We start from the raw sequence: 25,303 nt of genomic DNA on the forward strand, positions 1-25,303 counted from the left end.
ACAATCCCCCACCGGCCGGGTCTATTCCACTGGCCCGGTGGCAGGATGCCACCCATGCCTGGAACCAACCTCACCCGCGACGAAGCCGCCGCCCGCGCCACCCTGCTGGACGTGACGTCGTACGCCGTCGACCTGGACCTCACGAGCGCCACGAACGCCGACCAGTCGACCTTCGCCTCCACCACCACCCTCGAGTTCACCTGCCGCCAGCCAGGGTCGAGCACGTTCGCCGACCTCGTCGCGCCGAGCGTCCGCGAGATCACGCTCAACGGCCGCAGCCTCGACCCCGCGACGGCGTACGCCGACAGCCGCATCGCGCTCGACGACCTCGAGGCGACCAACACGCTCGTCGTGGTCGCCGACTGCGCCTACTCCAACACGGGCGAGGGCCTGCACCGGTTCGTCGACCCCGTCGACGACCGCGTCTACCTCTACAGCCAGTTCGAGGTGCCCGACGCCCGCCGCGTCTTCACCACCTTCGAGCAGCCCGACCTCAAGTCGGTCTTCACCTTCAACGTCACCGCACCGGCCGACTGGGTGGTCGTCTCCAACGCGGCGACCCCCGAGCCCACGCCGGTCAGCGACGGCGTCGCGGTGTGGAACTTCCCCACCACCAAGAAGATGTCGACCTACATCACCGCGATCGTCGCCGGCGAGTACCACGGCGAGTTCGACACCTACGAGGGCAAGTTCGGCACCATCCCGCTCGGCCACTACTGCCGCCAGTCGCTCAAGGAGCACATGGACACGGCCGAGCTGGTCAAGCTCACCAAGCAGAGCTTCGCGTTCTTCGAGGAGCAGTTCGACTACCCCTACCCCTTCGGGAAGTACGACCAGCTCTACGTCCCCGAGTACAACGCCGGCGCGATGGAGAACGCCGGCTGCGTGACGCTGCGTGACGAGTACCTCCCCCGCAGCCGGCAGGCGCGCTCGTTCTTCGAGTTCCGCGCCTCCGTGATCACCCACGAGATGGCCCACATGTGGTTCGGCGACCTCGTGACGATGAAGTGGTGGGACGACCTCTGGCTCAACGAGTCGTTCGCCGAGTGGGCCTGCTACTGGTGCGAGGCCAACGCCACTGAGTTCGACGACGCCTGGACCGGCTTCGCCAACGCCCGCAAGCAGACCGGCTACCGCGCCGACCAGCTGCCCTCGACGCACCCGATCGCGGCCGACAACGTCGACCTCCACGCGGTCGAGGTCAACTTCGACATGATCACCTACGCCAAGGGCGCCTCGGTGCTCAAGCAGCTCGTCGCGTGGGTCGGCATCGACCCGTTCCTCGAGGGCCTGCGTGCCTACTTCCGCGAGTGGGAGTACGGCAACCCCGAGTTCAAGGACCTCCTCGCCACCCTCGAGAAGTCCTCGGGCCGCGAGCTCCAGGGCTGGGCCCAGGAGTGGCTCCAGACCGCCGGCGTCAACACCCTGACGCCGCGCTTCGAGCTCGACGCCGACGGCGCCTACTCGTCGTTCTCCGTCGAGCAGTCGGCCCACCCGGACTGGCCGACCCTGCGCCGCCACCGCCTCGGCATCGGCCTGTACGACGAGGTGGGCGGCCGCCTCGTGCGCCGCGACTACGTGGAGATCGACGTCGAGGGCGCCAGCACCGGCGTCGCCGAGCTGGTCGGCGTGCAGCAGCCCGCGCTGCTGCTGCTCAACGACGAGGACCACGCCTACGCCAAGATCCGCCTCGACGAGCGCTCGCTCGCGACCGCGATCTCGTCGCTGTCGACGTTCGACGACTCCCTCCCCCGGGCCCTCATCTGGGGTGCCGCGTGGGACATGACCCGCGACGCCGAGATGCGCACCCGCGACTGGGTCGACCTCGTCCTCGCCAACATCGGCGCCGAGACCGACGCGTGGGCCGTCACCCGGATCCCCGCCTCGACCGCGCTGTCCGTCGCGTTCTACTCCGACCCCGCGCACCGCGACGAGCTGTCGGCCACGTGGGAGTCCGGCCTGCGCGAGCTGCTGCTCGCCGCCGAGCCGGGCAGCGACCACCAGCTCACCTTCGCCCGGTCCTACGCCGCTGCCGCGCGCAGCGACGCGGCCCTGGACGAGCTCATCGGCCTGCTCGACGGCTCGTTCGTGGTCGAGGGCCTCGAGATCGACCAGGACATGCGCTGGGGGCTCATCACCGCGCTGGCGAAGTCCGGTCGTTTCGGCGATGCCGAGATCGACGCCGAGCTCGAGGTCGACAAGACCATCTCGGGCAAGGAGCAGGCGGCCGCCGCCCGGGCCTCGCAGCCCACCCCGGAGGCCAAGGAGGCCGCCTGGAACGCGATCCTCGACCCGTCGACGCCCAACGAGACCGCGCGCGAGATCGCCTTCTCGATCTTCCGCTTCGGCCAGGACGACGTCCTCGCGCCCTACCTGGAGAAGTTCCTCACCGCGTCCGAGACGCTGGTCGACGTGCTCGGCTTCCACAAGGCCTCGACGGTCCTCGAGTACGGCTTCCCCAAGTCGCTCGGCTCCGAGGCCACGATCGCCCGCCTCGACGAGTGGCTCGCCGACAACAACGCGCCCAAGCAGGCCCAGCGCTACATCGGCGAGGCCCGCGCCGACATCGCCCGCGCTCTCGCAGCCCAGGTCCACGACAGGGGCTGAGCGACGTACTGACACCACGAGCCCCTTCCCGCGAGCGATCGCGGGGAGGGGCTCGTGCGTGTGGCTGGGGGTCGCTACCGAACAGTCGGGGCCCCGACACGCCGTGGCGGGCGCCGTACCGTTCGGTAGCGCTCCACCGAAAGGCGCGAGCGGAGCGGGACGGGTTGCCGCCACTTCAGCCGTCGCGCTCGCCGCCCCACGTTGTCGTGACGACGAGCGAGCAAGCGTGACGAGCGCAGCGAGGCAGCGGAGGTCGAGCGAGGAGGAAGGACGACGTCCTCCGGGGCGGCGAGCACGCGCGAGCGGAGCGAGCGCCAGAGGCTAGGCGTGCAAAGTGTTCTGCGGGCGTGCGTGCTCGGCGAGCATCGTGATGCCGCGCTGGAGGCCGGCGAGCAGGTTGCCGGAGGCGAACTCCGACGACATGGCCAGCACGGCGAGCTCGACCTCGGCGTCGCTGAGGTGCCGGCGTACGTCGCCGCCGGTGACGACCTCGATCACCCGTCGGCGGGGATCGACGATCACCATCACGCTGCGCGCGGGCGCGACGAGGCGGTTGTGCAGGCGGGTGGCCCAGGCACGGGTGTCGTCACCCTGAGCCGGGCCGACGTAGACCGAGAACTCGAAGCGACTGGACTGCTCGGCGATGCGGATGGTGCGGTCGAGGGCGAGCCGGTCGGCCTCGGTCAGCGGTTCACCAGCGGCCACTTGCGCCGCCTGCCCGCGAGTCCTCACCGTCGGCCGCCGGGAGCTCGGCGATGCCCTGGCGCGGTCCGCCGATCCACTGGCCCTCGCCGTCGACGGCGTCGTGGTGCGGGAGCAGCTTCTCCCCGCGGATCATGGCCGGGAGGTAGATCAGCACCGCGATCACGACGAAGAGCAGGAGGGGCGCACCGAGGTAGAGGCCGAGCGCGTGCAGCGCGTCGGGCTCGTAGTGGACCTCCTCGCCACCCCAGCCCTTCGGCACGTCGGCATGGGCCGGCGCGGCCAGCAGGGCCAGCGCCGGCGCGGACGCCAGGACGGAGGCCATCGAGAGGCGCCGGAGGCCTGGACGAGACGTGCGGGGTCGGGTGGCGTGCGTGCTCACGGGTAGAAGGCTATCTGCATACTGGCGGGCATGCCTCACCCCCTCATCACCCCGATCATGACTGTGACCGAGGTCTCCGGGAGCGGGACCACATCGATCGACACCATGGCCGCCTGCGCGAGCGACGAGTGGCTCTGCAACCTGGTGCTCGACAGGACCGACAACCAGCCGCTGGCCAACGTCGCGGACTGGGTCGTGGGCAAGCCGAGCGCCCTGGTCGGACTGGTCGTCATCGGGCTCCTGGTCCGGTGGCTGCTGCACCGGGTCATCGACCGCGTCGTCAAGCAGGCCGAGGTGGGCGTGCTGCCCGACCGGCTCAGCCGCGCCATCTCCGGCGGCAAGGTGGCCGGCAGGGTCGGCGAGTACCTCAACCTCGGTGAGGACGCCGGCTACACCCGCCGAGTCCAGCGCGCGGCGACCATGGGGTCGCTGCTCAAGAGCATCGTCACCGGTGTCGTGTTCACCGTGATCGCGCTGATGTTCATCTCCGAGCTCGGCTACGACATCGCCCCGCTCATCGCCGGTGCCGGGATCCTGGGCGTGGCGCTCGGGTTCGGCGCGCAGACGCTGGTGAAGGACTTCCTGTCCGGCATCTTCATGATCTTCGAGGACCAGTACGGCGTGGGCGACGTCGTCGACCTCGGGGAGGCCTCCGGCACGATCGAGGCCGTCAGCCTGCGGGTCACCCGGCTGCGCGACGTCAACGGCACGGTCTGGTACGTCCGCAACGGCGAGGTGCTGCGGGTCGGGAACATGAGCCAGAACTGGGCCCGCACCGTGCTCGACGTGACCGTCGGCTACACCGAGGACCTGGTGAAGGTGCGCCAGGTGCTCGAGGAGGTCGCCCACTCCCTGTGGGACGACGAGGACTTCCAGGGCCAGATCATCGAGGAGCCCGAGGTCTGGGGCGTGGAGTCGCTCGGCGTGGACGGCATCGTCATGCGGGTGACCCTCAAGACGGCCCCGCTGCAGCAGTGGGCCATCGCCCGGACCATGCGTGAGCGCGTCAAGGCGCGCTTCGAGGCGGAGGGCATCAACCTCGCGGTGGCCCAGCGCGTCACGTGGCAGCAGAGCGCCCCGTCCGCGGCCTCCGGGGAGCCCACCGAGAAGGCGTGACCACGCGGCCGGGAGAATGGGTCTCGTGAGTGACACGTTCTACGACGAGATCGGCGGCGAGGCGACGATCCGCACGATCGTGCACCGCTTCTACGAGGGCGTGGCCGGCGACGACCTGCTGCGCCCGATGTACCCCGAGGAGGACCTCGGCCCGGCGGAGGAGCGGTTCACGCTGTTCCTCATGCAGTACTGGGGCGGGCCTACGACGTACTCCGACGACCGCGGGCACCCGCGCCTGCGGATGCGCCACGCGCCGTTCCGTGTCACCCCGGCCGCCGCCGAGCGCTGGCTGGTGCACTTCCGCGCCGGCCTCGACGCTGCTGCACTGCCGGCCGACCAGGACGAGCGGTTCTGGGACTACGTGACCCACGCCGCCCAGTTCATGGTCAACACCCTCGAAGAGGTCTAGCCGGCCGCCGGGATCGTCGCCGCCGCGCGGAAGCTGTCCGGCACGGGCGTCGGGCGACCGGTCTCGTTGTCCATGCAGACGCCGACGACGCGGGCGCGCGCGAGCACCTGGTCGCCGTCTCGCACGACCGACTCGAAGACGACCGACGTGCTCCCGACGTGCGACACCCACGTGCGGCAGTCGTAGGGCTCGGGACGGAAGAGGATCGGTCGCCTGTAGTCGACGTCGGTCTGCGCGACGACGAGGTGGAACCCCTCGCCGAGCTCGCGACCCTGGGCGACCATCAGCTGGATCCTGGCCTCCTGGAAGTACTCGAAGTACTTCACGTTGTTGACGTGGCCGTAGACGTCGACGTCGCTGAACCGGACGTGGACGTCGTACGCCCCTCCCGGGACGTCGACCGGCTCGGGCGCCGCGGTGGGGCGCACCGGCTCGTCGGCCTCGAGCAGACGGCCGAGCGACTCCTTCTCCTCCGGGTGGAGGCGGCGCGGGCGCTCGGTGGCGAAGACGTAGGGCGTCAGCACCGTGCGGGCACGCAGGTAGACCGCGCGCTCCCCCGACCCGTCCTCGGCGAAGACCTCGTAGGCCATCGTGAAGCTCGCCGCCCGGATCTCGGTGACCCAGCACTCGATCGAGACCGGCTCGAAGCCGAACGTGAGCGAGGAGACGTAGGTGACCTCGTGGCGTACGACGACCACGCCCTCGGCGAGGTCCTCGCTGCGGCTGTCGGGGGCGTGGGTGCGGAACATGTCCACCCGCGCCTCCTGGAGGTAGTCGACGTAGGTGACGTTGTTGACGTGGCCGAGCAGGTCGAGGTCGGCCCACCGGAGCGGGCAGCGGTAGAGGTGGCGCACGCCCCGATCGTCGCAGAAGCGGGGCGATCGGGGGGTTTCGTGATCCCCGGTCAGCCGGGGATCACTCAGCGGAGATCAGTGCGCGAAGTGGAGGCGGCCGTAGTAGGTGGGGATCGACTCGCGGCGGCTGACGCGGTCGCGGCGGGTCTCGCGGAGGGTGGCCGGGACCGCGACGGCGGCCATCGCGATGGCGGCCAGGGCGGCGATGCCGACGACGACCAGGAGGGTGATGGTGGCGGAGGCGCTGATGAGCTGCATGATCGGGGCCTTTCTACAGGTGAAGAACTTCTACGTATGTAGAAGACTACGCCTCTGCCCGAGCAGCGCAACCCGGATCGGTAGTGTCCTGCGTCACGAGGGCCCCGCGCCCGCCCGAGCCGTGAGGAGAGCCGTGAGCCCAGCGACCGAGGAGCTGTCCCCGCGGCGCCGCGAGATCCTGGCCGCCGCGACGACGGTGCTGGCGCAGCAGGGCAACCGCGGGCTCACCCACCGCGCCGTCGACCGCGAGGCGGGTCTCGCCGAGGGCAGCTCGTCGGCGTACTTCCGCACACGAGAGGCGCTCATCGGCTCCCTCGGCGACTTCGTCGCCGACCGGCTGGCCGCGGACGTGCAGGCCCTCGGCGTACGACTCGCGTCGTGCCCCGGCGACCACGAGCGTGCGGTCGTCGAGGTGTCGAAGCTGTTCTCCCGGTGGCTCGAGCAGCCGGACCTGCTGGCTGCCCGACTCGAGCTGACCGTCGCCGCGACCCGCGACCCGAGGCTCGCGGAGCGGTTCACCCAGTGGCGGGACGATCTCGTCGCCATGGTGCGCGAGGTGCTCAGCAGCGCGGGCAAGGGTGGCGGCGGCGCCGCCGAGACCCTCGTGGCCGCGCTCGACGGCGTGCTCCTGGCCTCGCTGCTGCTGCCGGCGAGGAGACGACGCGCCTTCGTGGACGACAGCGTGGAGCAGCTGCTCACCGGCCTCGGCGGCGACCCCGACACTCCCTGAACGAGGCAGACCGGACTACGCTGCAGAGGACAGATGTGACCGACCAGTAACCGGAGTTCTCCATGCCCGAGGCAGTGATCGTTTCCGCAGCGCGCACCCCCATCGGCCGGGCCAACAAGGGCTCGCTGAAGGACTTCCGCCCCGACGACCTCACCGTCCTGGCCGTGCAGGCCGCGCTCGACAAGGTCCCCGGGCTCGACCCGCACACCATCGAGGACCTGCTCCTCGGCTGCGGTCTCCCGGGTGGGGAGTCCGGCAACAACATGGCGCGCGTCGTCACCACGCTCCTCGGCCTCGAGGTCCCGGGCGCGACCGTCACCCGCTACTGCTCCTCGTCGGTGCAGACCACCCGGATGGCCTTCCACGCGATCAAGGCGGGCGAGGGCGACATCTTCGTCTCCGCCGGTGTCGAGACCGTCTCCCGCTTCGCCAAGGGCACCTCCGACCACATCCCGGGCACCCGCAACCCGCTCTTCGACGACGCGAACGCCCGCACGGACGAGTACGCCAAGGGCGGGCAGGACTGGCACGACCCGCGCGAGGACGGCCTGCTCCCCGACATCTACATCGCCATGGGCCAGACCGCGGAGAACGTCGCCCGCCTGCGCGGCCTCGACCGCAAGGAGCTCGACGAGTTCGCCGTCCGCTCGCAGAACCTCGCCGAGAAGGCCATCGCCGACGGCTTCTGGGAGCGCGAGATCACCCCCGTCACCACCCCCGACGGCACCGTCGTGACCAAGGACGACGGCCCCCGCGCCGGAGTGACGTACGACGCCATCGCCGGGCTCGACCCGGTGTTCCGCCCCGACGGCGTCGTCACGGCCGGCAACTGCTGCGCGCTCAACGACGGCGCCGCGGCCGTCGTGGTCATGTCCGACACCAAGGCCAAGGAGCTCGGCCTCACCCCACTCGCGCGCATCGTCTCCACCGGGGTCTCGGGCCTCTCGCCGGAGATCATGGGCCTGGGCCCGGTCGAGGCGACGAAGAACGCCCTGAAGCACGCCGGCATGAGCATCGGCGACATCGACCTCGTCGAGATCAACGAGGCCTTCGCCGCCCAGGTGGTGCCGTCCTACCAGGACCTCGGCATCGACCTCGACCGGCTCAACGTCAACGGCGGCGCCATCGCCGTCGGCCACCCCTTCGGCATGACCGGCGCCCGGCTGCAGAACACGATGCTCAACAGCCTCGACTGGCACGACAAGTCCACCGGCCTGATCACCATGTGCGTGGGCGGCGGCCAGGGAATGGCGATGATCCTGGAGCGCACGGCCTGAGCCGTTCGACGGCCCGGCCGCACTAGGGTGCCTTCCATGACCTCCGAGGGGGAGCCGCGCTGGCTCGACGACGGCCAGCAGCACGCGTGGCGTGCCCTGATGATGGGCATGACCCTGCTCGAGGAGCGGCTCGACGACGACCTGCGCCGCGAGTTCGGCATGTCACTGACCGAGTACGAGGTGCTCGTGCGCCTGTCCGAGCGGACCGGGCGCGCGATGCGGATGGCCCAGCTCGCCGATGCGATGGCGCACTCGCGCAGCCGCGTGACGCACACCGTCGCCCGCATGGAGCAGGCCGGCTACGTCACCCGCGGGACCACGCCCGAGGACGGACGAGGGGTCGTCGCCACCATGACCGAGTCCGGCTACGACCTGCTCGTGCGCGCCGCTCCGTGCCACGTGGAGAGCGTGCGGCGCAACATCCTCGACCTCGTCCCCGAGGCCGACTTCGCCGCCGTCGGCCGGGTCTTCGACGCCGTCGCCGACCACCTGGTCAACCGCCACCCGGAGTCGGAGATCAGGCAGTCCTGAGCCCGGGGCGGTCACCGGATATCCGGTGACTCCCCCGCTTGTCGGCCCAGATCCGGGCCGACAAGCGGGAGACTCGGGTGCGAAGCTCGGTCAGTCGCGCGTCAGGCGGCGGTGCGTGACCCGGTGGGGGCGCGCAGCGTCGATGCCGAGGCGCTCGACCTTGTTCTCCTCGTAGGACGCGAAGTTGCCCTCGAACCAGAACCACTTGGCCGGGTCCTGGTCGTCGCCCTCCCACGCGAGGATGTGGGTCGCGACGCGGTCGAGGAACCACCGGTCGTGGGAGGTGACCACGGCGCACCCGGGGAAGTCGAGCAGCGCGTCCTCGAGCGAGGACAGCGTCTCCACGTCGAGGTCGTTGGTGGGCTCGTCGAGGAGCAGCATGTTGCCGCCCATCTTCAGCGTCAGCGCGAGGTTGAGGCGGTTGCGCTCACCGCCGGAGAGCACGCCGGCCTTCTTCTGCTGGTCGGGGCCCTTGAAGCCGAACGACGCGACGTAGGCGCGGCTGTTCATCTCGAAGTTGGCGACCTTGATGAAGTCCAGGCCGTCGGAGACGACCTCCCAGACGTTCTTGTTGGGGTCGATGCCGCCACGCGTCTGGTCGACGTAGGAGATCTTCACGGTCTGGCCGACCTTGAGCTCACCCGCGTCGGGCTCCTCCTGGCCGGTGATCATCCGGAACAGCGTGGTCTTGCCGACACCGTTGGGACCGATCACGCCGACGATGCCGGCACGGGGCAGCTTGAACGACAGGTCGTGCATGAGGAGGCGACCCTCGAAGCCCTTCTCGAGCTTCTCGGACTCGAGCACGATGTCACCGAGCCGGGGGCCGGCGGGGATGTTGATCTCGGAGGTGTCGATCTTGCGCATCCGGTCGGCCTCAGCCGCCATCTCCTCGTAGCGCGCGAGACGCGACCTGCTCTTGGTCTGGCGGGCCTTGGCGTTGGAGCGGACCCACTCCAGCTCCTTCTCGAGCATCTTGGCGCGCTTGGCGTCCTTCTGCCCCTCCACCTTGAGCCGGTCGCGCTTGGTCTCGAGGTAGGTCGAGTAGTTGCCCTCGTAGCCGTGGATCTGGCCGCGGTCGACCTCGGCGATCCACTCGGCGACGTTGTCGAGGAAGTAGCGGTCGTGGGTGATCGCCATGACGGCACCCGGGTAGGTCTTGAGGTGGCCCTCGAGCCACTGGACCGACTCGGCGTCGAGGTGGTTGGTGGGCTCGTCGAGGAGCAGGAGGTCGGGCTGCTCGAGCAGCAGCTTGCAGAGGGCAACGCGGCGGCGCTCACCACCGGAGAGGTTGTCGACCAGCACGTCCGGCGGCGGGCAGCGCAGCGCGTCCATGGCCTGGTCGAGACGGCTGTCGAGGTCCCACGCGTTGGCGTTGTCGAGCTCGGTCTGGAGGTCGCCGGTCTCCTGCATGAGGGCGTCCTGGTCGGCGTCGGGCTCGCCCATCTCCATGTAGGCGTCCTCGAGGCGCTTCATCTTGCCCTTGAGGTCGGCCACGGCCTCCTCGACGTTCTCCAGGACGGTCTTGCCCTCGGTCAGCGGCGGCTCCTGCTGGAGCATGCCGACTGTGGCCTCCGGGTCCTTGATCGCGTCGCCGTTGTTGGCGTGCTCGAGCCCGGCCATGATCTTGAAGAGCGTGGACTTTCCCGCTCCGTTGGGTCCGACGACACCGATCTTGGCGCCGTGGAGGAAGGAGAGGGTGACGTTGTCGAGGACGACCTTGTCACCATGGGCCTTGCGCACGTTGCGCAGTGTGAAGACGTACTCAGCCATGCCCGCGAGCCTACGGGGAACCGACCTCCTGCCGACAATCGCACCCGCGCGCGCGGACCGTGCGGGAGGCGTGAGGTTCCGGCGTCCCGGGCCGCCGGAGCCTCACCCGTCGCAGAAGGCCCTCAGGCGGCCACCTGCTGCTCCTCGACCTGCACCTCGACCCGCTCCTCCGGCGCCACCGGCTTCGTGAAGCGTGACGTGCCGTGCGAGAGGTCGTGGCCGATGCTGCTGGCGACCACCTCGTAGGACGTCTGCTGCTTGCCGTCGCGCTCCCACACGTCGGCCACGAGCCGGCCGTGGACCACGACGGGGTCGCCGCTGCTGAGCGAGTCGGCGACGTGGCGGGCGAGCCGGTTCCACGCCTTGACGGTGTGCCACGACGTGGTGCCCTTGACCCACGCGCCGTCGCGGTAGTGGGTGGGCGTGCACGCGACGCGGAAGGACGCGACCGAGCGGCCCTCGGCGAGCTCGCGGTGGGTGACCTCGCCGCCGATCCAGCCGGTCAGGGTGATCTGGGTGTCGTACATCGCTGCGTCTCCTGGGATGGGCGGCGGTGGGTCCGCCGCGGTGCTCCCAAGGCTCCGCAGCGCGACCGACGGTTCCCAGTCCCCCGTCGGTGACCCTGTGGACGACGGCCGCGAACACCCGCCTGTGGACGGTTACCGGCCCACGATCGGCCCACCGAAGGACCGGGACCGACGAGCAGGAGTCAGCGCAGGGCGACGGCGAGGCCCTCGCGGACCTCGGTGTAGGACGCGAGCTCGGCCTGGATCGGCGCGACGACCATCTCGGCCGACACCTCGGAGATGGCGTCGCGCAGGCGCTTGTCGGCGGTGCGCGAGCGAGACCTCGCCGTGGCGGCAACCAGCCACCGGCACACGAGCGCGAGCAGGAGGCCGAGCACGATCCCCCCGACCAGCATCAGCGTCGGCAGCGCGAACGGACCCACCGACGGCGTCGGCGGCTCCGGCACCCGGGCGTAGGTGCCGAGGGCCAGCACCCCCAGCCACAGGGCCCCGACGATCGCGGAGATGATCAGGAGGTACTGCAGGACGCGCACCAGCCCCGCCCAGGCGGGGATCTTCTCGGCGCCGAGGTCGGTCTGGCCGACGGCGCGGTCGAGGCGGTCGCCGAGGTCTGGCAGGCGCGACACCGACGCGGCGCGCACGGCGCTCGCCCACGACGGAGCCATGCCCTCGCCCACCTGGTCGGCCAGGGCACGCACCTCGGTGTCGACGCGCGCGCGCTGCACACCGGTCGCCTTCGGCACGGACGTGCGGGCGGCGCCGGTGAGCTGCTTGCCGGACGAGCCGAGGTCGAGGTGGAGTCGCTTGAGGGGGTCGGGCTTGAGCCGGGAGAACCACGCGGTGACCGGCCAGCCGGTGGCGCGGTTGGCCCGCATCCGGGTCGAGTCGCCGACGGCCTTCACCACCGTCGGGATGCCGGCCGCCTCGGCGAATGCGTCGTCGAGCGCGGCGACCCGCTCCTTCGACAGCGTCGGCACCTTGCCGGCGCCGGCGGCGTCCTGGAGGCGCTGCGCGGCGGACTTCACGTCGGCCTCGAGGCGCGAGCGGGTGACCTTCTTCTCCGCGACGCGCTTGGCGACCAGGCCGCGCAGCTCGTCGATCCCCCAGCCCTGGCGAGCGCTGACCGGAAGCACCGGGACCCCGGCCAGGCCGTCGGCCTCGAGGAGGCGGCGTACGTCCTCCACCATCGTGGCGCGCCGGTCCTCCGGCACGGTGTCGATGTGGTTGAGGACGACCAGCATCACGTCGGCGTGGCCGGCGAGCGGCTTGAGGAAGCGGTCGTGGATGGCGGCGTCGGCGTACTTCTGCGGGTCGAGGACCCACACCATCATGTCGGCGAGCTGCACGAGTCGCTCGACCTCGAGGTGGTGGGAGACCTCGGTGGAGTCGTGGTCGGGGAGGTCGAGCAGCACGACGCCGCGCATCTCGACGTCCTCGTCGGCCTTCGACAGCATCGAGTCACGGGTGACCTGGTGACGGGCCGGGATGCCGAGCCACTCGAGCAGCTCCTCGGCGCCCTCCTTGCCCCACACGACGGCCGTGGCCCACGAGGTGGTGGGACGGCGTACGCCGACCGCGGCGAGCTCGAGCCCGCTGAGCGCGTTGAAGGTGGAGGACTTGCCGGAGCCGGTGGCGCCGGCGAGGGCGACCACGGTGTGGTCGGCCGACAGCTTGAGCCGGCTCGCGGCCCGGGAGGCGACGGTCGTGACGTCGTCGACCACGGCGTCGTCGACGCGACCGCGCGCGGCAGCGGCGGCGCGCTCGAGTCCGTCGACGCGGGCGCCGATGTCAGAGCTCCTGGTGACCAGCTTCTTGGCCCCTTCGAGCAACGACGTCATCTCTCCCTCACGGTCCGGTGGTAGTGCGTGGACCCTCAACCCTAGGGGGCGAGGTCACCATCGTCCGACACCTGCCCCGGCTGACTGGGGGCCGGCTCCCCCGGGTGGGTCGCGGCGTAGCGCAGGTCGTCGACCTTGCGGGCCGCCGAGCGCATCCGCTCGGGCGACTCGGGCTCGACCTCGAGGCTGTCGAGGAGGTCGGTGTAGCGCCGCCGCTCCCCGTCGAGGAGGTCGCCCAACTGGGTCTCGAGGCGCTGCCGGGCACGCTCGGCCAGGGTCCGGACGGCCTGGTCCCCGAAGACGGCCTCGAGCAGCTTCTGGCCGAGGACGGCCGACCCGCCTGCGATGCCGACCTCGGCGCCGCTGACGCCGGCCGTGTGGGCGAAGACGACGACCATCAGGGCGACGGACAGGCCGTTGACGCCGAAGGCGAGGAAGCGGGCCGTCGAGCGCTTGTCGGCGCCCTCCTGCCGCACCATCTCGAGCACGTCGCCCTGCCAGTCGCGGACCGCGCGCTCGGCCCTGCGGCGGAAGTCGCGCGACGCGCGGCCCAGGTCCTCCCCCGCGTCGGCGAGCAGGCCCTGGCCAGCCACGGTGCCGCGCCAGGACGCCTCGGCCCGCTCGGCGGCGGCCTCGGCGTGCTCGAGGATCAGCGTCTCGAGCCCGGACTCGACGGCGACGGTGACGCGCTCGGCCTGCTGGGGCTTGCCCTTGACGGCGTTGACGACGCGGTCGCGGATCCAGCCGACCTTCGTCTCGAGCGTGCGGAGCAGCTCGCCGGTGCCGACGAACTCCTGCCAGCGCGCGAGCACCTCTCCGCGCAGCAGGGTGCCGTCGGCGGAGGCCTCGCTGACCGCCGTCACGGCGCGGTCGTAGGCGGCGTTCGCGTCGTCGCGCAGCCGGCGTACGGCGTCGATCTGCTCGGTCTCGGCGTCGGCGACGGTGTGGGTACGACGACCCATGGTGCGGATGGCGCCGTCGAGGGTCTGCTGGACGACCGCCTGGCGCGCGTCCTGGTCCTCGGCGAGGGCCTGGAGCCACTGGCGGATCTCGATCACCGAGCTGGAGGGCAGCAGCCCCATGTCGGAGACCTCGCCCTCCTCGACGCTGAAGAGCGGGGAGTCCTTGAGGCCGCGGCTGGCGAGCATCCGCGCGAGGTGCGTGGAGATCGTGGCGACCGCGTCGGCCGGGGTCCGGTCGAGCACGATCGCGACCGCCGCCGAGCGCTCGGCGGCCTTGCGGAGGAACTCCCACGGCACCTGGTCGGCGTAGCGCGCGGCCGAGGTGACGAACAGCCAGAGGTCGGCCGCGGCGAGCAGCTGCGCGGCGAGCACGCGGTTGCGCTCCTCGACCGAGTCGATGTCGGGGGCGTCGAGGATCGCCAGGCCCGGCGACATCGCGGTGGAGGCCACCAGCTGGAGCGCCTCGGGGTCGTTGGTCTGGCGGTCGACGCGCTCGAGCTCGGGCAGGAGCCGGTCCTGGCCGAACCACTTCGCGTCGTCGGGGTGGTGCACCAGGACGGGCGAGCGCGTGGTCGGGCGCAGCACGCCGGGGATGGTGACGCGGGTGCCGACGAGCGAGTTCACCAGCGTCGACTTGCCGGCGCCGGTGGAGCCGCCGACGACCGCGAGCAGCGGCGCGTCGAGGGTCATCAGGCGCGGGATGACGTAGTCCTCGAGCTGGTCGACCATCTCGTCGCGGCTGGCGCGCTGCTCGGCAGCGCCCGGCAGGTCGAGCGGCAGGCGCGCGCCCTGCAGGGCGCCGCGCAGGCGGACCAGCGAGGTCACCATTGCGGTGTTGTCGCTCATCGGGTGGGCACCACCTGTCCGGGGAAGGAGATGTAGGGGCGGATCCGCCGGAGCTCGTCGACGTGCTCCTGCCCGCGGACGGAGAAGTCGTCGGGAGCGGTGCCGCGGAGGTAGCGGTGGTGGAGGTAGCCGAGCTCGATGGCGGCGGCCTGGTAGCCGCGCATCGCCCGCTCGCCCTGCTGCCCGGCCCGGGCCTTCGCCCACCGCCGTGCCTGGCGGCGGGCGGACAGGTCGACCAGCCAGGGGATGTCGGTGGCGGGGAGCAGGCCGCGAGCCGCGGCGTCCTGGAGCGCGGACGTGAGGAGCGGGCGCTCGGAGCGGCGCCGGTAGACGGCGAACGCGACGACACCGAGGAACGCCGGGAACATGAGCGTGCCGTAGACGACGAAGAAGTGGCCGCCGCCGTCGAGGGTCGAGGAGTTCCACAGGCCGTGCAGGAAGGCGGCGATGGCGAACCCCGCGAGGGGTGCGAGCAGCCGCGCCCACCAGTGCCGCGAGGCGATCGCGAGACCGACGCCGATGCCGGTGAAGACCGTGAAGAAGGGGTGCGCGAAGGGGCTGATCAGGCAGCGCACGATGAAGGTGCCGGTGAGCGCCTCGGTGCCGCCCGGCCCGAGACCGCTGGTGCCGTCGTAGGCAGCCGCGAGGTAGAGGATGTTCTCGGTGTAGGCGAAGCCGATCCCGACCATGCCGGCGTAGACGATGCCGTCGAGGACCCCGTCGAGCTCGTGGCGCCGCCACCACAGGAGCAGCAGGAGGAAGGCACCCTTCGTCGCCTCCTCCGTCAGGGGCGCGACGACGGCCAGGCTGTCGCGCTCGCTCGCACCGCCTGCCATGCCGATGCCCTGGAAGACCAGCGCCGCGGCAGTGGCGACGAACGCGCCCCAGAGCAGGCCCGCCACGAGGAGGTTGCGGGGCTCGGGCTCGTAGCGGTCGAGCCACATGAAGCAGCCGACGAGCGGGCCGACGGGGATGGCGGCCAGGAAGGCCGCGAGGGCGAGTGATCCCGGCGCACCGGACAGCGCGATGACGAGCGCCATCGCCAGCGCACCGAGCAGCACGAGGATGCCCACCACGACGGTGAAGGCGACACTGTCGCGACGGCCTCGATGCATGTCCGAACCCTAACGGAGCAGGGGTGCGCGCCCCCGGTCGACGGACCGGGAGCGCACCCCTGGGTGTGGGCCGGGTCAGGAGCGGCGTACGGCCCGGGTCGGCGCGCTGGTCCTGGTGACGGTCCCGTAGCCGCGCAGCCGGCCCACCACCCTGACCGCGATGCGCTCGCCCCGGAGCGCCGGCCGGACGACGAGGCGCGTGCCCGTGCCGACCTTCCTCCCGTCGACGAGCCACACGATCCGCAGCCTCGCGCCGGGGGTCCAGTCACCGGTCCGCACCCGCAGCGCCCGGCCGACGACAGGCCTGCCGGCGACGCGCGGCCTGCTCGCCGCGAGCCGGCCCTCGCGCACGTCGCGGCGGGCGGAGGCGGTGGCCGCACCGGGCGTGAGGCCCGGCGCGCTGCCCGTGACCGTGACGCTGATCCGCGCCTCCCGGTGCCTGGCCCGCAGGACCAGCGTCGGACCGGTCTCCCCCGCCAGCGGCTGGCCGTCGGCGGACCACGAGTACGCCAGCGACGTCCCGGCGGCCCACGCCCCCGGGTCGACGGTGAGCGTCTCGCCCACGCGGGCCCGGCCCGAGACCGCCGGGGTGCCGGGGACGACCGCACCCGGGACGGGCGTCGGCTGGGTCGTGGGCTCGGTCGTCGGAGGGGTGGTCGGCGGGTCGGTCGGCTCCGGCGTCGGGGGGTCCGTGGGGTCGGTCGACCCGGTGGCGGTGAACGTGTGCACGACCGAGTGGTCGACGGCGCCGTACGGGTCGGCCGTCCGGACGTACCACCCGTGCTCGCCGGGGTCGACGGTCCAGGTCGCCTCGAGTGCGGTGCCGCTCGCGACGTCGTCGTACGCCTCGATCGTCTCCGTCGTGAGGATGTCGACGCTCAGCTCGTCGGTCGACAGCTCCTTGGTCCGCGCCTGCAGCCCGGAGGCGGCGTAGGGGATCTCGAACTCCTGGTGCACCTGGTCGAGCGACGGGTCGTCGGAGTCGAAGTCGTCGAGCGAGGGCGAGTAGGTGCGGACGATGATGCGGCCGCCGTCGTTGTCGAAGTGGAGCAGCCGGAGGTAGCCGAGGCCGCCCTCGGGCAGGCCCTGGTAGTCGAAGAGCATCGAGTAGACGGTGCGGTCCGCGACGCCGTCGCCGTCGTCGTCCATCTCGTCGGTGCGCGTGTAGGCGTCGTGGTAGTGCCCGGAGCCGACCGCGATGACGTTGGGGTTGGTCCGCACGACCTCGTCCATGATCCGCTGCGGGATCGGTCCGAGCCCGCCCGTGGTGAGCATGAACTCGTGCAGGTTGATGATCACCTTGCGCTCGGGGTGCTCGCGGATCACGCGGTTCATCCACCGGATCTGCGGATCACCGGCGCCCCAGCCCATCGTCACGACCATCAGGTCGATGCCGTCGGCGCTGACCAGGTTGTAGCTGCCGCGGTTGTTCTCGTGCGACCCGCCGTACCAGGGGTTGCCGGCGTAGCGCGCCTCGCCGAACCACCGGCCGTAGGCGCCGTAGTCGTTGCTGTGGTGGCCGACGTCGTGGTTGCCGGCGAGGACGTTGTAGGGGATGCCGGCCTCGTCGAGGTCGCGGTAGGCCACGTCGGCGCGCTGCCACTGGGCCGGCTGGTCCCAGTCGTTGACGATGTCGCCGGTGTGCATCAGGTACTGCAGGTCGAGGTTGGACCGCTGGGCCACGAGGAAGTCGTGGATTGCCCGCTGGTGCGGGTAGAAGTCCGGGTTCTGGTTGTAGTACTGCGTGTCCGACTCCCACGCGACCGTGAAGTCGTACTGGTCGCGGGGCGTGACGCCCTTGCCGGAGTACGGCGCCACCTGGTCGCCGCGCCGGCTCTGGCCGGGCGTGGTGAAGCCCTCGGAGTGCTGCACCAGGACGGTGATCCTCCCGTCCTGCACGTGGTCGGCAGCGGGAACGAGGGCGTCGAGGTCGAAGTCGGTCGGCGCGCCGCCCGTGGTGAGGTGCTCGTCGACCTGGTCCCACTCGCCGGCCGTGACGTCGAGGACGTGCAGGCCGACGCGTGCCTCGGCGTTGGCGGAGCCGGACCAGTGGATGCGGGCGGTGAAGTCGTCGCCCGCGCCCTCGGGCACGTCGACGGTGAACAGCTGGTAGGGGAACAGGTCCTTCGACGCGGTGGTCGCCGCGAGCCCGTCCTCGGTGGTGATCGCGGCGAGCTCCTCCTGCGTCAGCAGGACGGCGCCGTCGCGCGTGACGCGGCTCGCGTCGTTGGCGACGCCCGCCTTCGCGGTGACGGCCTCGTCGTCCGCGGCGAAGTGGAAGCCGCGGCGCAGCTCGACGTCGAGCACGTCGCCCTCGGGGTCGCTGGGCGTCGCCTGCAGCGCCACCTCCCCTGACGGGACCTCGGCGCCGTCCGCCGGCGCCCGGAGGGTCGCGGACGGCTGCTCCTCCGGGGTGGTGAAGGCGACCGTGCGGGTGCGGGTGTTGCCGAGCACGTCGACCGCGGTCAGCACGACCTCGTGGTCGCCGGGTTCGAGCTCGACCGAGGACGTCGGGTGCGGCAGCGTGACCTCCTCGCCGTCGAGGGTCGCGGTGAGCGACTCGAGGCCGGAGCCCGCGTCGGTCGCCGTGGCGTCCACGTCGAAGGAGCCGCGCATCTTCGCGCCGTCGGCCACCGAGGACGTGATCTGCGGCGCCGAGTTGTCGACGACGAGCGTGCGCGACGCCGTACCGGCTCCTGCGGCTGCCGCGACGGTGTGCTCGCCGTCCGCGACGGCGGTCGTGTCCCACTGGTGCAGGACGGAGTCGAAGGCGTCGGCCGGGACGTCGAACGTGGCGAGGAAGTAGACGAGCGAGGCGTCGTTGAAGCCGATGCGGGCATCGGGAGCAGGGCACGCCCGGGTCGTCGGCTGCTGTCCCTCCCCCGCACTGGCGCACGACACCGGTCGCAGCACGCGGCCGTCGGGCAGGGCGAGCCGCGGGTCGATGCCGACGAAGTCGTCGTTGTTCTCGTTCGGGTCGGGGTCGGGCCACGCCTTGGTGCCCGCGTAGATCCCGAGCGTGACCTGCTGGCCCTGCACGACCTTCTCGAGCGGCACGTCGGCGGAGACCGTCACCGTGCGCTCGTAGTAGCCCTCGTCGAAGACGGTCAGCACCTCGTCACCGATCTTCACGCCGTTGCGGAAGAAGGCGTCGGTGTTGGTCGCCTCGAAGGCGAAGCGGGGCGAGGCCTCCAGGGACGGTACGGCGTCACCGACCTGCTGGTCGTCGATGGTGAGCGACAGGTCCGCCGGGTCGCCGTCGGTGGTCGCGGTGATCGGCGCGTCGCCGGAGAGGAAGTCGCCGTCGGCGTGGTTGAGGCGGACGGGTGGACGCGGGCCTCCCGACAGGTCGATGCGGACCGGGCCGAGCGTGGTGGTGTGCGTGCCGTCGGACACCTCGAGGGTGTAGTCGACCCACTGCTTGCCGTAGAGGTCGACGGCCGGGACGGTGTAGACGAACCGCTCGGGCGACTCGAACTGGAGCGACCGGACGATCGGGTCGCCGACGTCGGTGGCGAGGGTGAGCTCCGCGGTGCGGACCTGGTGGTCGTCGCGCACGTCGAAGCCGAGCGTGAGGTCCTCGGTCTCCGGGAGCAGCGGTCCACCGGTGAGGTCGTCGATCGTCGGCGCGGTGTCGTTGGCGGGCGTCCGCACGAGGCCGGCGGGCACCTGGTCGGGGTGGGTGTAGCCGGGCGTCGGCGTGGCGAGGCCCGTCATCGTCTGGACGGTGCCGTTCCTCGGCTGCGGCACCCACAGGTGGTCGGGCGAGTCGGCCGGGTTCCAGGCGTACTGGATCGCCGTCGTCGGCGTGGTCTGCGCGTCGTCGAAGTAGTACGTCGTGCTGGTGTCGATGCCGGTGTCGGTCGCCACCCGGATGCCGCGGAGGCCTCCGTTGGACATGCCGGCGGTGTGCACCTCGACCAGGTCCTCGCCCAGGGTCAGGTGGGCACCGAAGGCCGCGTTGAAGTCGGCCTGGCCGAGCGCCTCGTTGGTGCCGTTCCTGACCCAGAGCACGAGCGTCTGGCCCGGGTCGATCACGGCGTCGCGCGGCGTCGCGGGCCAGAGCGCCTGGTTGGTCGTGACGGCGTTGGCGTCGATGTAGAGGTAGGTGAGGACGAAGTCGCGGAACTGCACCGGGGCGTCGGAGGCGTTGTAGACCTCGACGAACTCGTAGGCGTCTCCACCGCCGGCGTTGGCGGTGTCGGGCGCGACCTCGGTGACCTGGAGGACGGGAGCCTTCAGCGACGGGTCGGTCGGCGGGGCCGGCGGCTGGGCGGGGACACCGGTCTCCTCCGGCGGCGTGACGCCCTGGCCGGGCGCGAGCACGCCGGGGGTCGGCGCGGCCTTCGACGCGAAGACCGGCGCCTCGATGGCACCGACGCCCGGTGCGGAGTAGTGCGCGGACAGCTCGGGGCCGATGTCGTTCGCGGCGACGTACGTCGACCGGCTGACGGCCCCGGCCGCGGTCCGGAGCTCGATGCTGCGGGTGCCGCTGTTGGCGAGGCCGGCCTGGCCGGTCACGTGCCCGACCGGGGTGCCGGCGGGCATCCCGTAGTGGCTGCGGAAGTCGGCGTCGGTGAAGAGCGAGGAGTTCGGGCTGCCGCTCGACCAGCCGTCCGCGGACCCCGTCTGGTAGTCGAGCCAGAGCACGAGAGTGCCGTGGGCAGGGACGGACCGGGGCGTGCCGGCGGCGAGCGACAGCGTGGCCGTGCCGTTGTAGACCAGGGAGTAGTCGGCGAGGTCGATCGCGGCCGACGTGGTGTTGGCGACCTCGATGAGCTCGAAGTTGTCCTGCGTGCTGGTGCGCTGCACACCACCGGCGTCGGTGAACGTGTGGCTGCCGTTGTCCGGGAGGACCTCCGAGACGAACAGCTCCGGCGCCGTCGGCGGAGTGGGCGGCGGGGTGGTGTCGAGCTGCTCGTCGCGCACGACGCCCGGGTTCGGGTCCTGCTGGGTGGCGAGCACCCTCTGCACGGCGGTGCCGTCGGCCGGGGCGGCGTACTCCACCGTCTTGTCGACGCCCTTTTCCGTCGCTACCCAGCTCACCTGCGCGACGTCGGTGGTGGTGCCGGCGGCGGTGTGGCGCAGCCACAGCGTGCTGCCGCTGTTGTTGAGGCCGTTCTGGCCCTCGAGGACGGCGACGTCGTAGGAGCCGGTCCAGCCGAGTCCGGTGTAGAAGTCGCGGAAGTCCTGCTCGGTGAGGGCGGCGGCCCCGGTGAAGCCGCTGTGCCGGGGCCACATCACGAGCGTGCCGTGGGCCGGGACCGTGGCGCCCGCACCGTGGGTGAGGGTCTTCTGCGTCGAGCCGCTCGCGTAGACGACCGAGTAGCCGGCATCGGTGAGGTTGATCGCCGCGTCGGTCGTGTTGTGCACCTCGACGAACTCGAATGCGTCGACCGAGCTGCCGCCGACCTCGGTGCGGTTGCTCGAGTCGACGTTGATCTCGGTGACCAGCAGGGCCGGCAGGTCCTCCGCCGCCCGGGCCGGCGCCGTGGTGACGGCGAGGGTCCCGGCGGTGACGGCGAGAGAGGCGGCAAGGGTCAGGACGGATCTCGCGGACGGCATGGGCGCATGCCACAGGTGGTGCGTGAATCGATCCCGTACGACGGGTGAACGACGCGGATCGGAGGGGCGTCAGGTCGCCCTTGGCGCGTGACGCCCGCGGCGCGCCGCGTCGTACAGTGGCCGGGTGAGCGAGCCGACTGCCGAGACCCCTGCCGAGACCGTCGCCGAGACCGCCACCGGTGGCGACCAGCCGAAGACCGAGTCGCACGACCCGGCCGTGCCCGCGGCCTACGCCGCCTTCATGCGCGAGGGCTGGGGGACCGCCCCCTCGACGTGCCCCGGCACCCCGTCGCCGACCTCGCCGCGGCCCGCCGCGCGAAGCTCGCGGAGGCCTTCCCCGACGACCGGCTCGTGCTTCCCGCCGGCACCTACAAGGTGCGCGCCAACGACACCGACTACCGCTTCCGCCCCGACACCGCGCACACCTACTTCACCGGCAACCAGACCTCCGACGCCGTGCTGGTCGTCGAGGACGGCGAGTCGGTGCTCTACGCGCGTCCGCGCTCCGAGCGCGACACGGACGAGTTCTTCCGCGACCGGCAGTACGGCGAGCTCTGGGCCGGCCGCCGCCCGTCCGCGCAGGAGATCTCCGACTCGCTCGGCATCGAGGTGCGCCACGTCAAGGACCTGCCGTCCTGGGACGACGACCGCAAGACCCGCGACCTGACGACGGACGAGGACCTCGCCCGGGTCGCCGACGAGCTGCGCCTGGTGAAGGACGACTGGGAGGTCGGCGAACTGCAGGAGGCGTGCGACATCACCGCGCTCGGCTTCGAGGACTCGGTGCGCGAGTGGGACCGGGTCCGCGAGTTCGGCGAGCGCTGGATCGAGGGCACCTTCTTCCGCCGCGCCCGCGCGATGGGCAACGACATCGGCTACGACTCGATCTGCGCCGGCGGCTCGCACGCGACGACGCTGCACTGGATCGACAACACCGGCTCGATCGAGCCCGGCAAGCTCGTGCTGCTCGACATGGGTGTCGAGGGCCACAACCTCTACACCGCCGACGTCACCCGCACGCTCCCCGTCGACGGCACCTTCACGCCGCTGCAGCGCGAGCTCTACGACCTGGTCCAGGCCGCGCAGCAGGCCGGCATCGACGCCGTACGTCCGGGGGTGCCGTTCCTGGCCGCGCACAACGCCGCGATGGCGGTGCTCGCGCACGGGCTCGAGGACATGGACCTGCTGCCGGTCTCCGCCCAGGAGGCGCTCGACCCCGAGTCGAAGGTCTACGCCCGCTGGACGCTGCACGGCACCTCGCACATGCTCGGCATGGACGTGCACGACTGCGGCCGCACCTCGGTCGACATCTACCCCAAGGGCGACCTCACCGAGGGCATGGTGCTGACCGTCGAGCCCGGCCTCTACTTCCAGGAGGACGACCTGCTCGTCCCCGAGGAGCTGCGCGGCATCGGCATCCGCATCGAGGACGACATCCTCGTCACCGCCGACGGCCACCGGAACCTCTCCGCCTCGCTCCCCCGCACGTCTGCCGACGTCGAGGAGTGGATGGGACGGCTGCGCTGAGCCTCGTCACCGTCGACGGCCGCCTCCGCTGCCACCACTTCGACGCCTTCGAGTGCCGGTCGTGCAGCCTGCTCGAGGTCCCGCGGGCCCGCCAGCTCTCCGACAAGGAGGCGCACGCGCGCTCGCTCGTCGACTGCCCCACCTGGCTGCCGACGGTCGCGGGTGCGGGTGCCGGCTTCCGCAACAAGGCCAAGATGGTGGTCGGCGGGACGGTGGGGGCGCCGACGCTCGGGATCCTCGACCGCGACCTGGCCGGCGTCGACCTGCGTGACTGCGGCCTGCACTCCCCCGGCCTGACGACGGCGCTCGACCGGGTCGGCGAGTGGATCCGCCACGCCGCCCTGACGCCGTACGACGTCCGAGCGAGGGCGGGCGAGCTCAAGCACGTCCTGCTGACCGAGTCCCCCGACGCCGAGCTGATGCTCCGGCTGGTGCTGAGGTCGACCGCGCACGAGGCGCGGATCCGCTCACGGCTGCCGGCACTGCGCGAGGCGGTGCCGGGGCTGCGGGTGGTCACCCTCAACATCCAGCCCGAGCACAAGGCGGTCCTCGAGGGCGAGCGCGAGATCGTGCTGACGCCGGAGTCGACCATGCCGATGAGGCTCGCCACCGGGGTGACGCTGTGGCTGGGTCCGCAGTCGTTCTTCCAGACCAACACCTTCGTCGCGGAGTCCCTCTACGAGCAGGCGCGCGACTGGGTGGGCGACCTCGAGGTCACCCGCATCTGGGACCTCTACTGCGGAGTCGGCGGGTTCGCGCTGCACCTCGTGGGCCCGGGGCGCGAGGTGGTCGGCGTCGAGGCCTCGGCCGAGGCGATCCGCTCGGCCCGGAGCGCGCAGGTGGCGGGCGCCGCCTTCGTGGCGGCCGACGCCACGGCGTGGGCCCTCGAGCAGGACGACGTCCCCGACCTCGTCGTCGTGAACCCGCCCCGCCGCGGCATCGGCGCTGACCTCGCCGGGTGGCTCGAGGCCTCGGGGGTGCGACACGTCGTCTACTCGTCGTGCAACGCGGAGTCGCTGGCCCGCGACCTGGCCCTGATGCACACGCTGCGGCCGGTGGAGGCCCGGGTGCTCGACATGTTCCCGCACACCGACCACTACGAGGTGGTCGTGCGTCTGGACCGGTGAGGCCAGTTGGCCCGAAACCGCCACGCGGGTCGCCCACTGGTGCCATCGTCCGGAGGTGCGAACCTCACTCCTCCGCCGCGGCGCTGCCGCCGCCGTGCTGACCGTCGTCTCCACAGGGCTCATCGCCTTCACCGCCCCCGCCGCCAACGCGCAGGCGACCCGCACCTGGGTCTCTGGAGTCGGCGACGACGCGAACCCGTGCTCACGGACCGCGCCGTGCAAGACCTTCGCGGGCGCGATCTCCAAGACCGCGGCCGGCGGCACGATCAGCGTCCTCGACAGCGGGGGCTTCGGCGCCCTCACGATCACGAAGTCGATCGTCATCGACGGCACCGGCGCACAGGCGTCACTGCTGGCCTCCGGCACCAACGGCGTGGTGGTCAACAACCCGGACGCCGAGGTCGTGCTGCGTGACGTCGACATCACCGGGGTCGACTCCGTGCCGGGGTGCGCGTCACTCAACGGGGTCAACGTGGTCGCCGCGACGTCGGTGCGCCTCGACGACGTCCGGATCTCCGGGTTCCAGCGGGCCGTCAACCTTCCCGTCAGCGGCTCCAGCTCGGACGTCTTCGTCGACGTCACCCTCAACCGGGTCGACGCCATGAACAACTGCACCGCCGGTGTGGCCGCGGAGCCGGCCGACGGGAAGCACACCCGCGTCGTGCTCAGCGGCTCGCACATCAGCACCTCCAACCAGGCGCTCGTCGCCGGCCCCGGCTCGGAGGTGTGGGTGTCCGGCTCGAGCCTGAGCCTCAACAACGTCGGCGTCGTGAAGACCAACGCGGCCGTCCACGACATGTGCGGCAACACGATGGTCGGCAACGCCACCGACTCGGCCTTCACCGACGTCGCGGCGGCCTGCGCTCCGGCACCGACCCCGGTGACGCCGGCCCCGGTGCAGGTGCCCGTGCAGGTCCAGGTGCCGGTCTACGTGCCCACGCCCGTCCCGGCGACGTACTGCGTCGTGCCGAAGCTCACCGGCCTCACCCTCGCCAAGGCCACCGCCGCGCTCGACAAGGCCGGCTGCGACCTCGGGAAGGTGTCGAGGGCGAAGGCAGCGAAGTCGAAGAGGGGCACGGTGCTCACCCAGGCGATCCCCGCCAAGGTCGAGACCCGCGAGGGCACGAAGGTCGCGGTCAAGGTCGGCACGTAGCCAC

At 71.6% G+C, this 25,303-nt stretch carries 19 protein-coding genes; 9 read left to right on the forward strand and 10 right to left on the reverse strand.

Features of this window, described 5'->3' with window-relative positions; genetic code table 11:
* Positions 1 to 54: 54 nt before the first annotated feature.
* Positions 55 to 2,607 carry an aminopeptidase N gene (pepN, locus tag BLV76_RS00730; RefSeq protein WP_090967416.1) on the forward strand — a complete coding sequence of 851 codons (2,553 nt, stop codon included), beginning with the start codon at positions 55 to 57 and terminating at the stop codon, positions 2,605 to 2,607.
* Positions 2,608 to 2,928: 321 nt separating this feature from the next.
* Here pepN and BLV76_RS00735 read toward each other — a convergent pair whose 3' ends face one another.
* Together BLV76_RS00735 and BLV76_RS00740 are read right to left on the reverse strand one after the other, a co-directional pair.
* On the reverse strand, positions 2,929 to 3,312 hold the full coding sequence (locus tag BLV76_RS00735; protein ID WP_245734479.1) for a DUF5130 family protein: 384 nt from the start codon (positions 3,310 to 3,312) through the stop codon (positions 2,929 to 2,931).
* Positions 3,299 to 3,691, reverse strand: coding sequence for an intracellular growth attenuator family protein (locus BLV76_RS00740; RefSeq protein ID WP_139306420.1), 393 nt, complete (start codon positions 3,689 to 3,691; stop codon positions 3,299 to 3,301). The genes BLV76_RS00735 and BLV76_RS00740 overlap by 14 nt, the downstream gene beginning before the upstream one ends.
* Positions 3,692 to 3,721: 30 nt before the next feature.
* Between BLV76_RS00740 and BLV76_RS00745 the strand changes: the two genes are divergently transcribed.
* Both BLV76_RS00745 and BLV76_RS00750 read left to right on the forward strand, forming a co-directional pair.
* Positions 3,722 to 4,807, forward strand: coding sequence for a mechanosensitive ion channel family protein (locus tag BLV76_RS00745; RefSeq protein WP_245734480.1), 1,086 nt, complete (start codon positions 3,722 to 3,724; stop codon positions 4,805 to 4,807).
* 16 nt (positions 4,808 to 4,823) lie between these two features.
* Positions 4,824 to 5,216: a globin gene (locus BLV76_RS00750; RefSeq protein WP_090967419.1), complete on the forward strand. Its 393-nt coding sequence runs from the start codon at positions 4,824 to 4,826 to the stop codon at positions 5,214 to 5,216.
* Here the strand turns inward: BLV76_RS00750 and BLV76_RS00755 are convergent.
* Together BLV76_RS00755 and BLV76_RS22295 are read right to left on the reverse strand one after the other, a co-directional pair.
* Positions 5,213 to 6,070 (reverse strand): acyl-CoA thioesterase, encoded by an 858-nt coding sequence (locus BLV76_RS00755; RefSeq protein ID WP_090967420.1) that lies wholly within the window; start codon positions 6,068 to 6,070, stop codon positions 5,213 to 5,215. The genes BLV76_RS00750 and BLV76_RS00755 overlap by 4 nt on opposite strands.
* Positions 6,071 to 6,145: 75 nt before the next feature.
* On the reverse strand, positions 6,146 to 6,328 hold the full coding sequence (locus tag BLV76_RS22295; protein WP_175539507.1) for a hypothetical protein: 183 nt from the start codon (positions 6,326 to 6,328) through the stop codon (positions 6,146 to 6,148).
* 133 nt (positions 6,329 to 6,461) lie between these two features.
* On the opposite strand from BLV76_RS22295, the gene BLV76_RS00760 reads away from it, so the two are divergent.
* The 3 genes from BLV76_RS00760 to BLV76_RS00770 all read left to right on the forward strand — a co-directional run bounded on the left by BLV76_RS00760 (position 6,462) and on the right by BLV76_RS00770 (position 8,866).
* Positions 6,462 to 7,058, forward strand: coding sequence for a TetR/AcrR family transcriptional regulator (locus tag BLV76_RS00760; RefSeq protein WP_175539508.1), 597 nt, complete (start codon positions 6,462 to 6,464; stop codon positions 7,056 to 7,058).
* A 62-nt stretch (positions 7,059 to 7,120) separates the two neighbouring features.
* Positions 7,121 to 8,335 carry an acetyl-CoA C-acetyltransferase gene (locus tag BLV76_RS00765; RefSeq protein ID WP_090967422.1) on the forward strand — a complete coding sequence of 405 codons (1,215 nt, stop codon included), beginning with the start codon at positions 7,121 to 7,123 and terminating at the stop codon, positions 8,333 to 8,335.
* Positions 8,336 to 8,371: 36 nt separating this feature from the next.
* Positions 8,372 to 8,866, forward strand: a complete 495-nt coding sequence (locus BLV76_RS00770; RefSeq protein ID WP_090967423.1) for a MarR family winged helix-turn-helix transcriptional regulator — start codon at positions 8,372 to 8,374, stop codon at positions 8,864 to 8,866.
* A gap of 90 nt (positions 8,867 to 8,956) precedes the next feature.
* Here BLV76_RS00770 and ettA read toward each other — a convergent pair whose 3' ends face one another.
* From ettA to BLV76_RS00800, 6 genes are all read right to left on the reverse strand, one after another.
* A complete protein-coding gene (gene ettA / locus BLV76_RS00775) occupies positions 8,957 to 10,639 on the reverse strand; it encodes an energy-dependent translational throttle protein EttA (protein WP_090967424.1) in 1,683 nt (560 codons plus the stop codon).
* 122 nt (positions 10,640 to 10,761) lie between these two features.
* On the reverse strand, positions 10,762 to 11,166 hold the full coding sequence (locus BLV76_RS00780) for a single-stranded DNA-binding protein (RefSeq protein WP_090967425.1): 405 nt from the start codon (positions 11,164 to 11,166) through the stop codon (positions 10,762 to 10,764).
* Between the two features lie 182 nt (positions 11,167 to 11,348).
* Positions 11,349 to 13,004 carry a YfjP family GTPase gene (locus BLV76_RS00785; RefSeq protein ID WP_090967426.1) on the reverse strand — a complete coding sequence of 552 codons (1,656 nt, stop codon included), beginning with the start codon at positions 13,002 to 13,004 and terminating at the stop codon, positions 11,349 to 11,351.
* 41 nt (positions 13,005 to 13,045) lie between these two features.
* Positions 13,046 to 14,812: a GTPase domain-containing protein gene (locus tag BLV76_RS00790; protein WP_245734481.1), complete on the reverse strand. Its 1,767-nt coding sequence runs from the start codon at positions 14,810 to 14,812 to the stop codon at positions 13,046 to 13,048.
* Positions 14,809 to 15,927, reverse strand: a complete 1,119-nt coding sequence (locus BLV76_RS00795) for a PrsW family intramembrane metalloprotease (RefSeq protein WP_090967428.1) — start codon at positions 15,925 to 15,927, stop codon at positions 14,809 to 14,811. The genes BLV76_RS00790 and BLV76_RS00795 overlap by 4 nt, the downstream gene beginning before the upstream one ends.
* A 75-nt stretch (positions 15,928 to 16,002) precedes the next feature.
* Positions 16,003 to 21,492, reverse strand: coding sequence for a lamin tail domain-containing metallophosphoesterase family protein (locus BLV76_RS00800; RefSeq protein ID WP_090967429.1), 5,490 nt, complete (start codon positions 21,490 to 21,492; stop codon positions 16,003 to 16,005).
* Between the two features lie 273 nt (positions 21,493 to 21,765).
* Between BLV76_RS00800 and BLV76_RS00805 the strand changes: the two genes are divergently transcribed.
* From BLV76_RS00805 to BLV76_RS00815, 3 genes are read left to right on the forward strand one after another with little or no spacing between them, the layout of a single operon-like run.
* Positions 21,766 to 23,019, forward strand: coding sequence for an aminopeptidase P family protein (locus BLV76_RS00805; RefSeq protein WP_245734482.1), 1,254 nt, complete (start codon positions 21,766 to 21,768; stop codon positions 23,017 to 23,019).
* Positions 22,998 to 24,146: a methyltransferase domain-containing protein gene (locus BLV76_RS00810; protein WP_245734483.1), complete on the forward strand. Its 1,149-nt coding sequence runs from the start codon at positions 22,998 to 23,000 to the stop codon at positions 24,144 to 24,146. The genes BLV76_RS00805 and BLV76_RS00810 overlap by 22 nt, the downstream gene beginning before the upstream one ends.
* 55 nt (positions 24,147 to 24,201) lie before the next feature.
* Positions 24,202 to 25,299 carry a PASTA domain-containing protein gene (locus BLV76_RS00815; protein WP_090967430.1) on the forward strand — a complete coding sequence of 366 codons (1,098 nt, stop codon included), beginning with the start codon at positions 24,202 to 24,204 and terminating at the stop codon, positions 25,297 to 25,299.
* Positions 25,300 to 25,303: the final 4 nt, after the last annotated feature.

Source organism: Nocardioides exalbidus (genome assembly GCF_900105585.1).
GTDB lineage: Bacteria > Actinomycetota > Actinomycetes > Propionibacteriales > Nocardioidaceae > Nocardioides > Nocardioides exalbidus.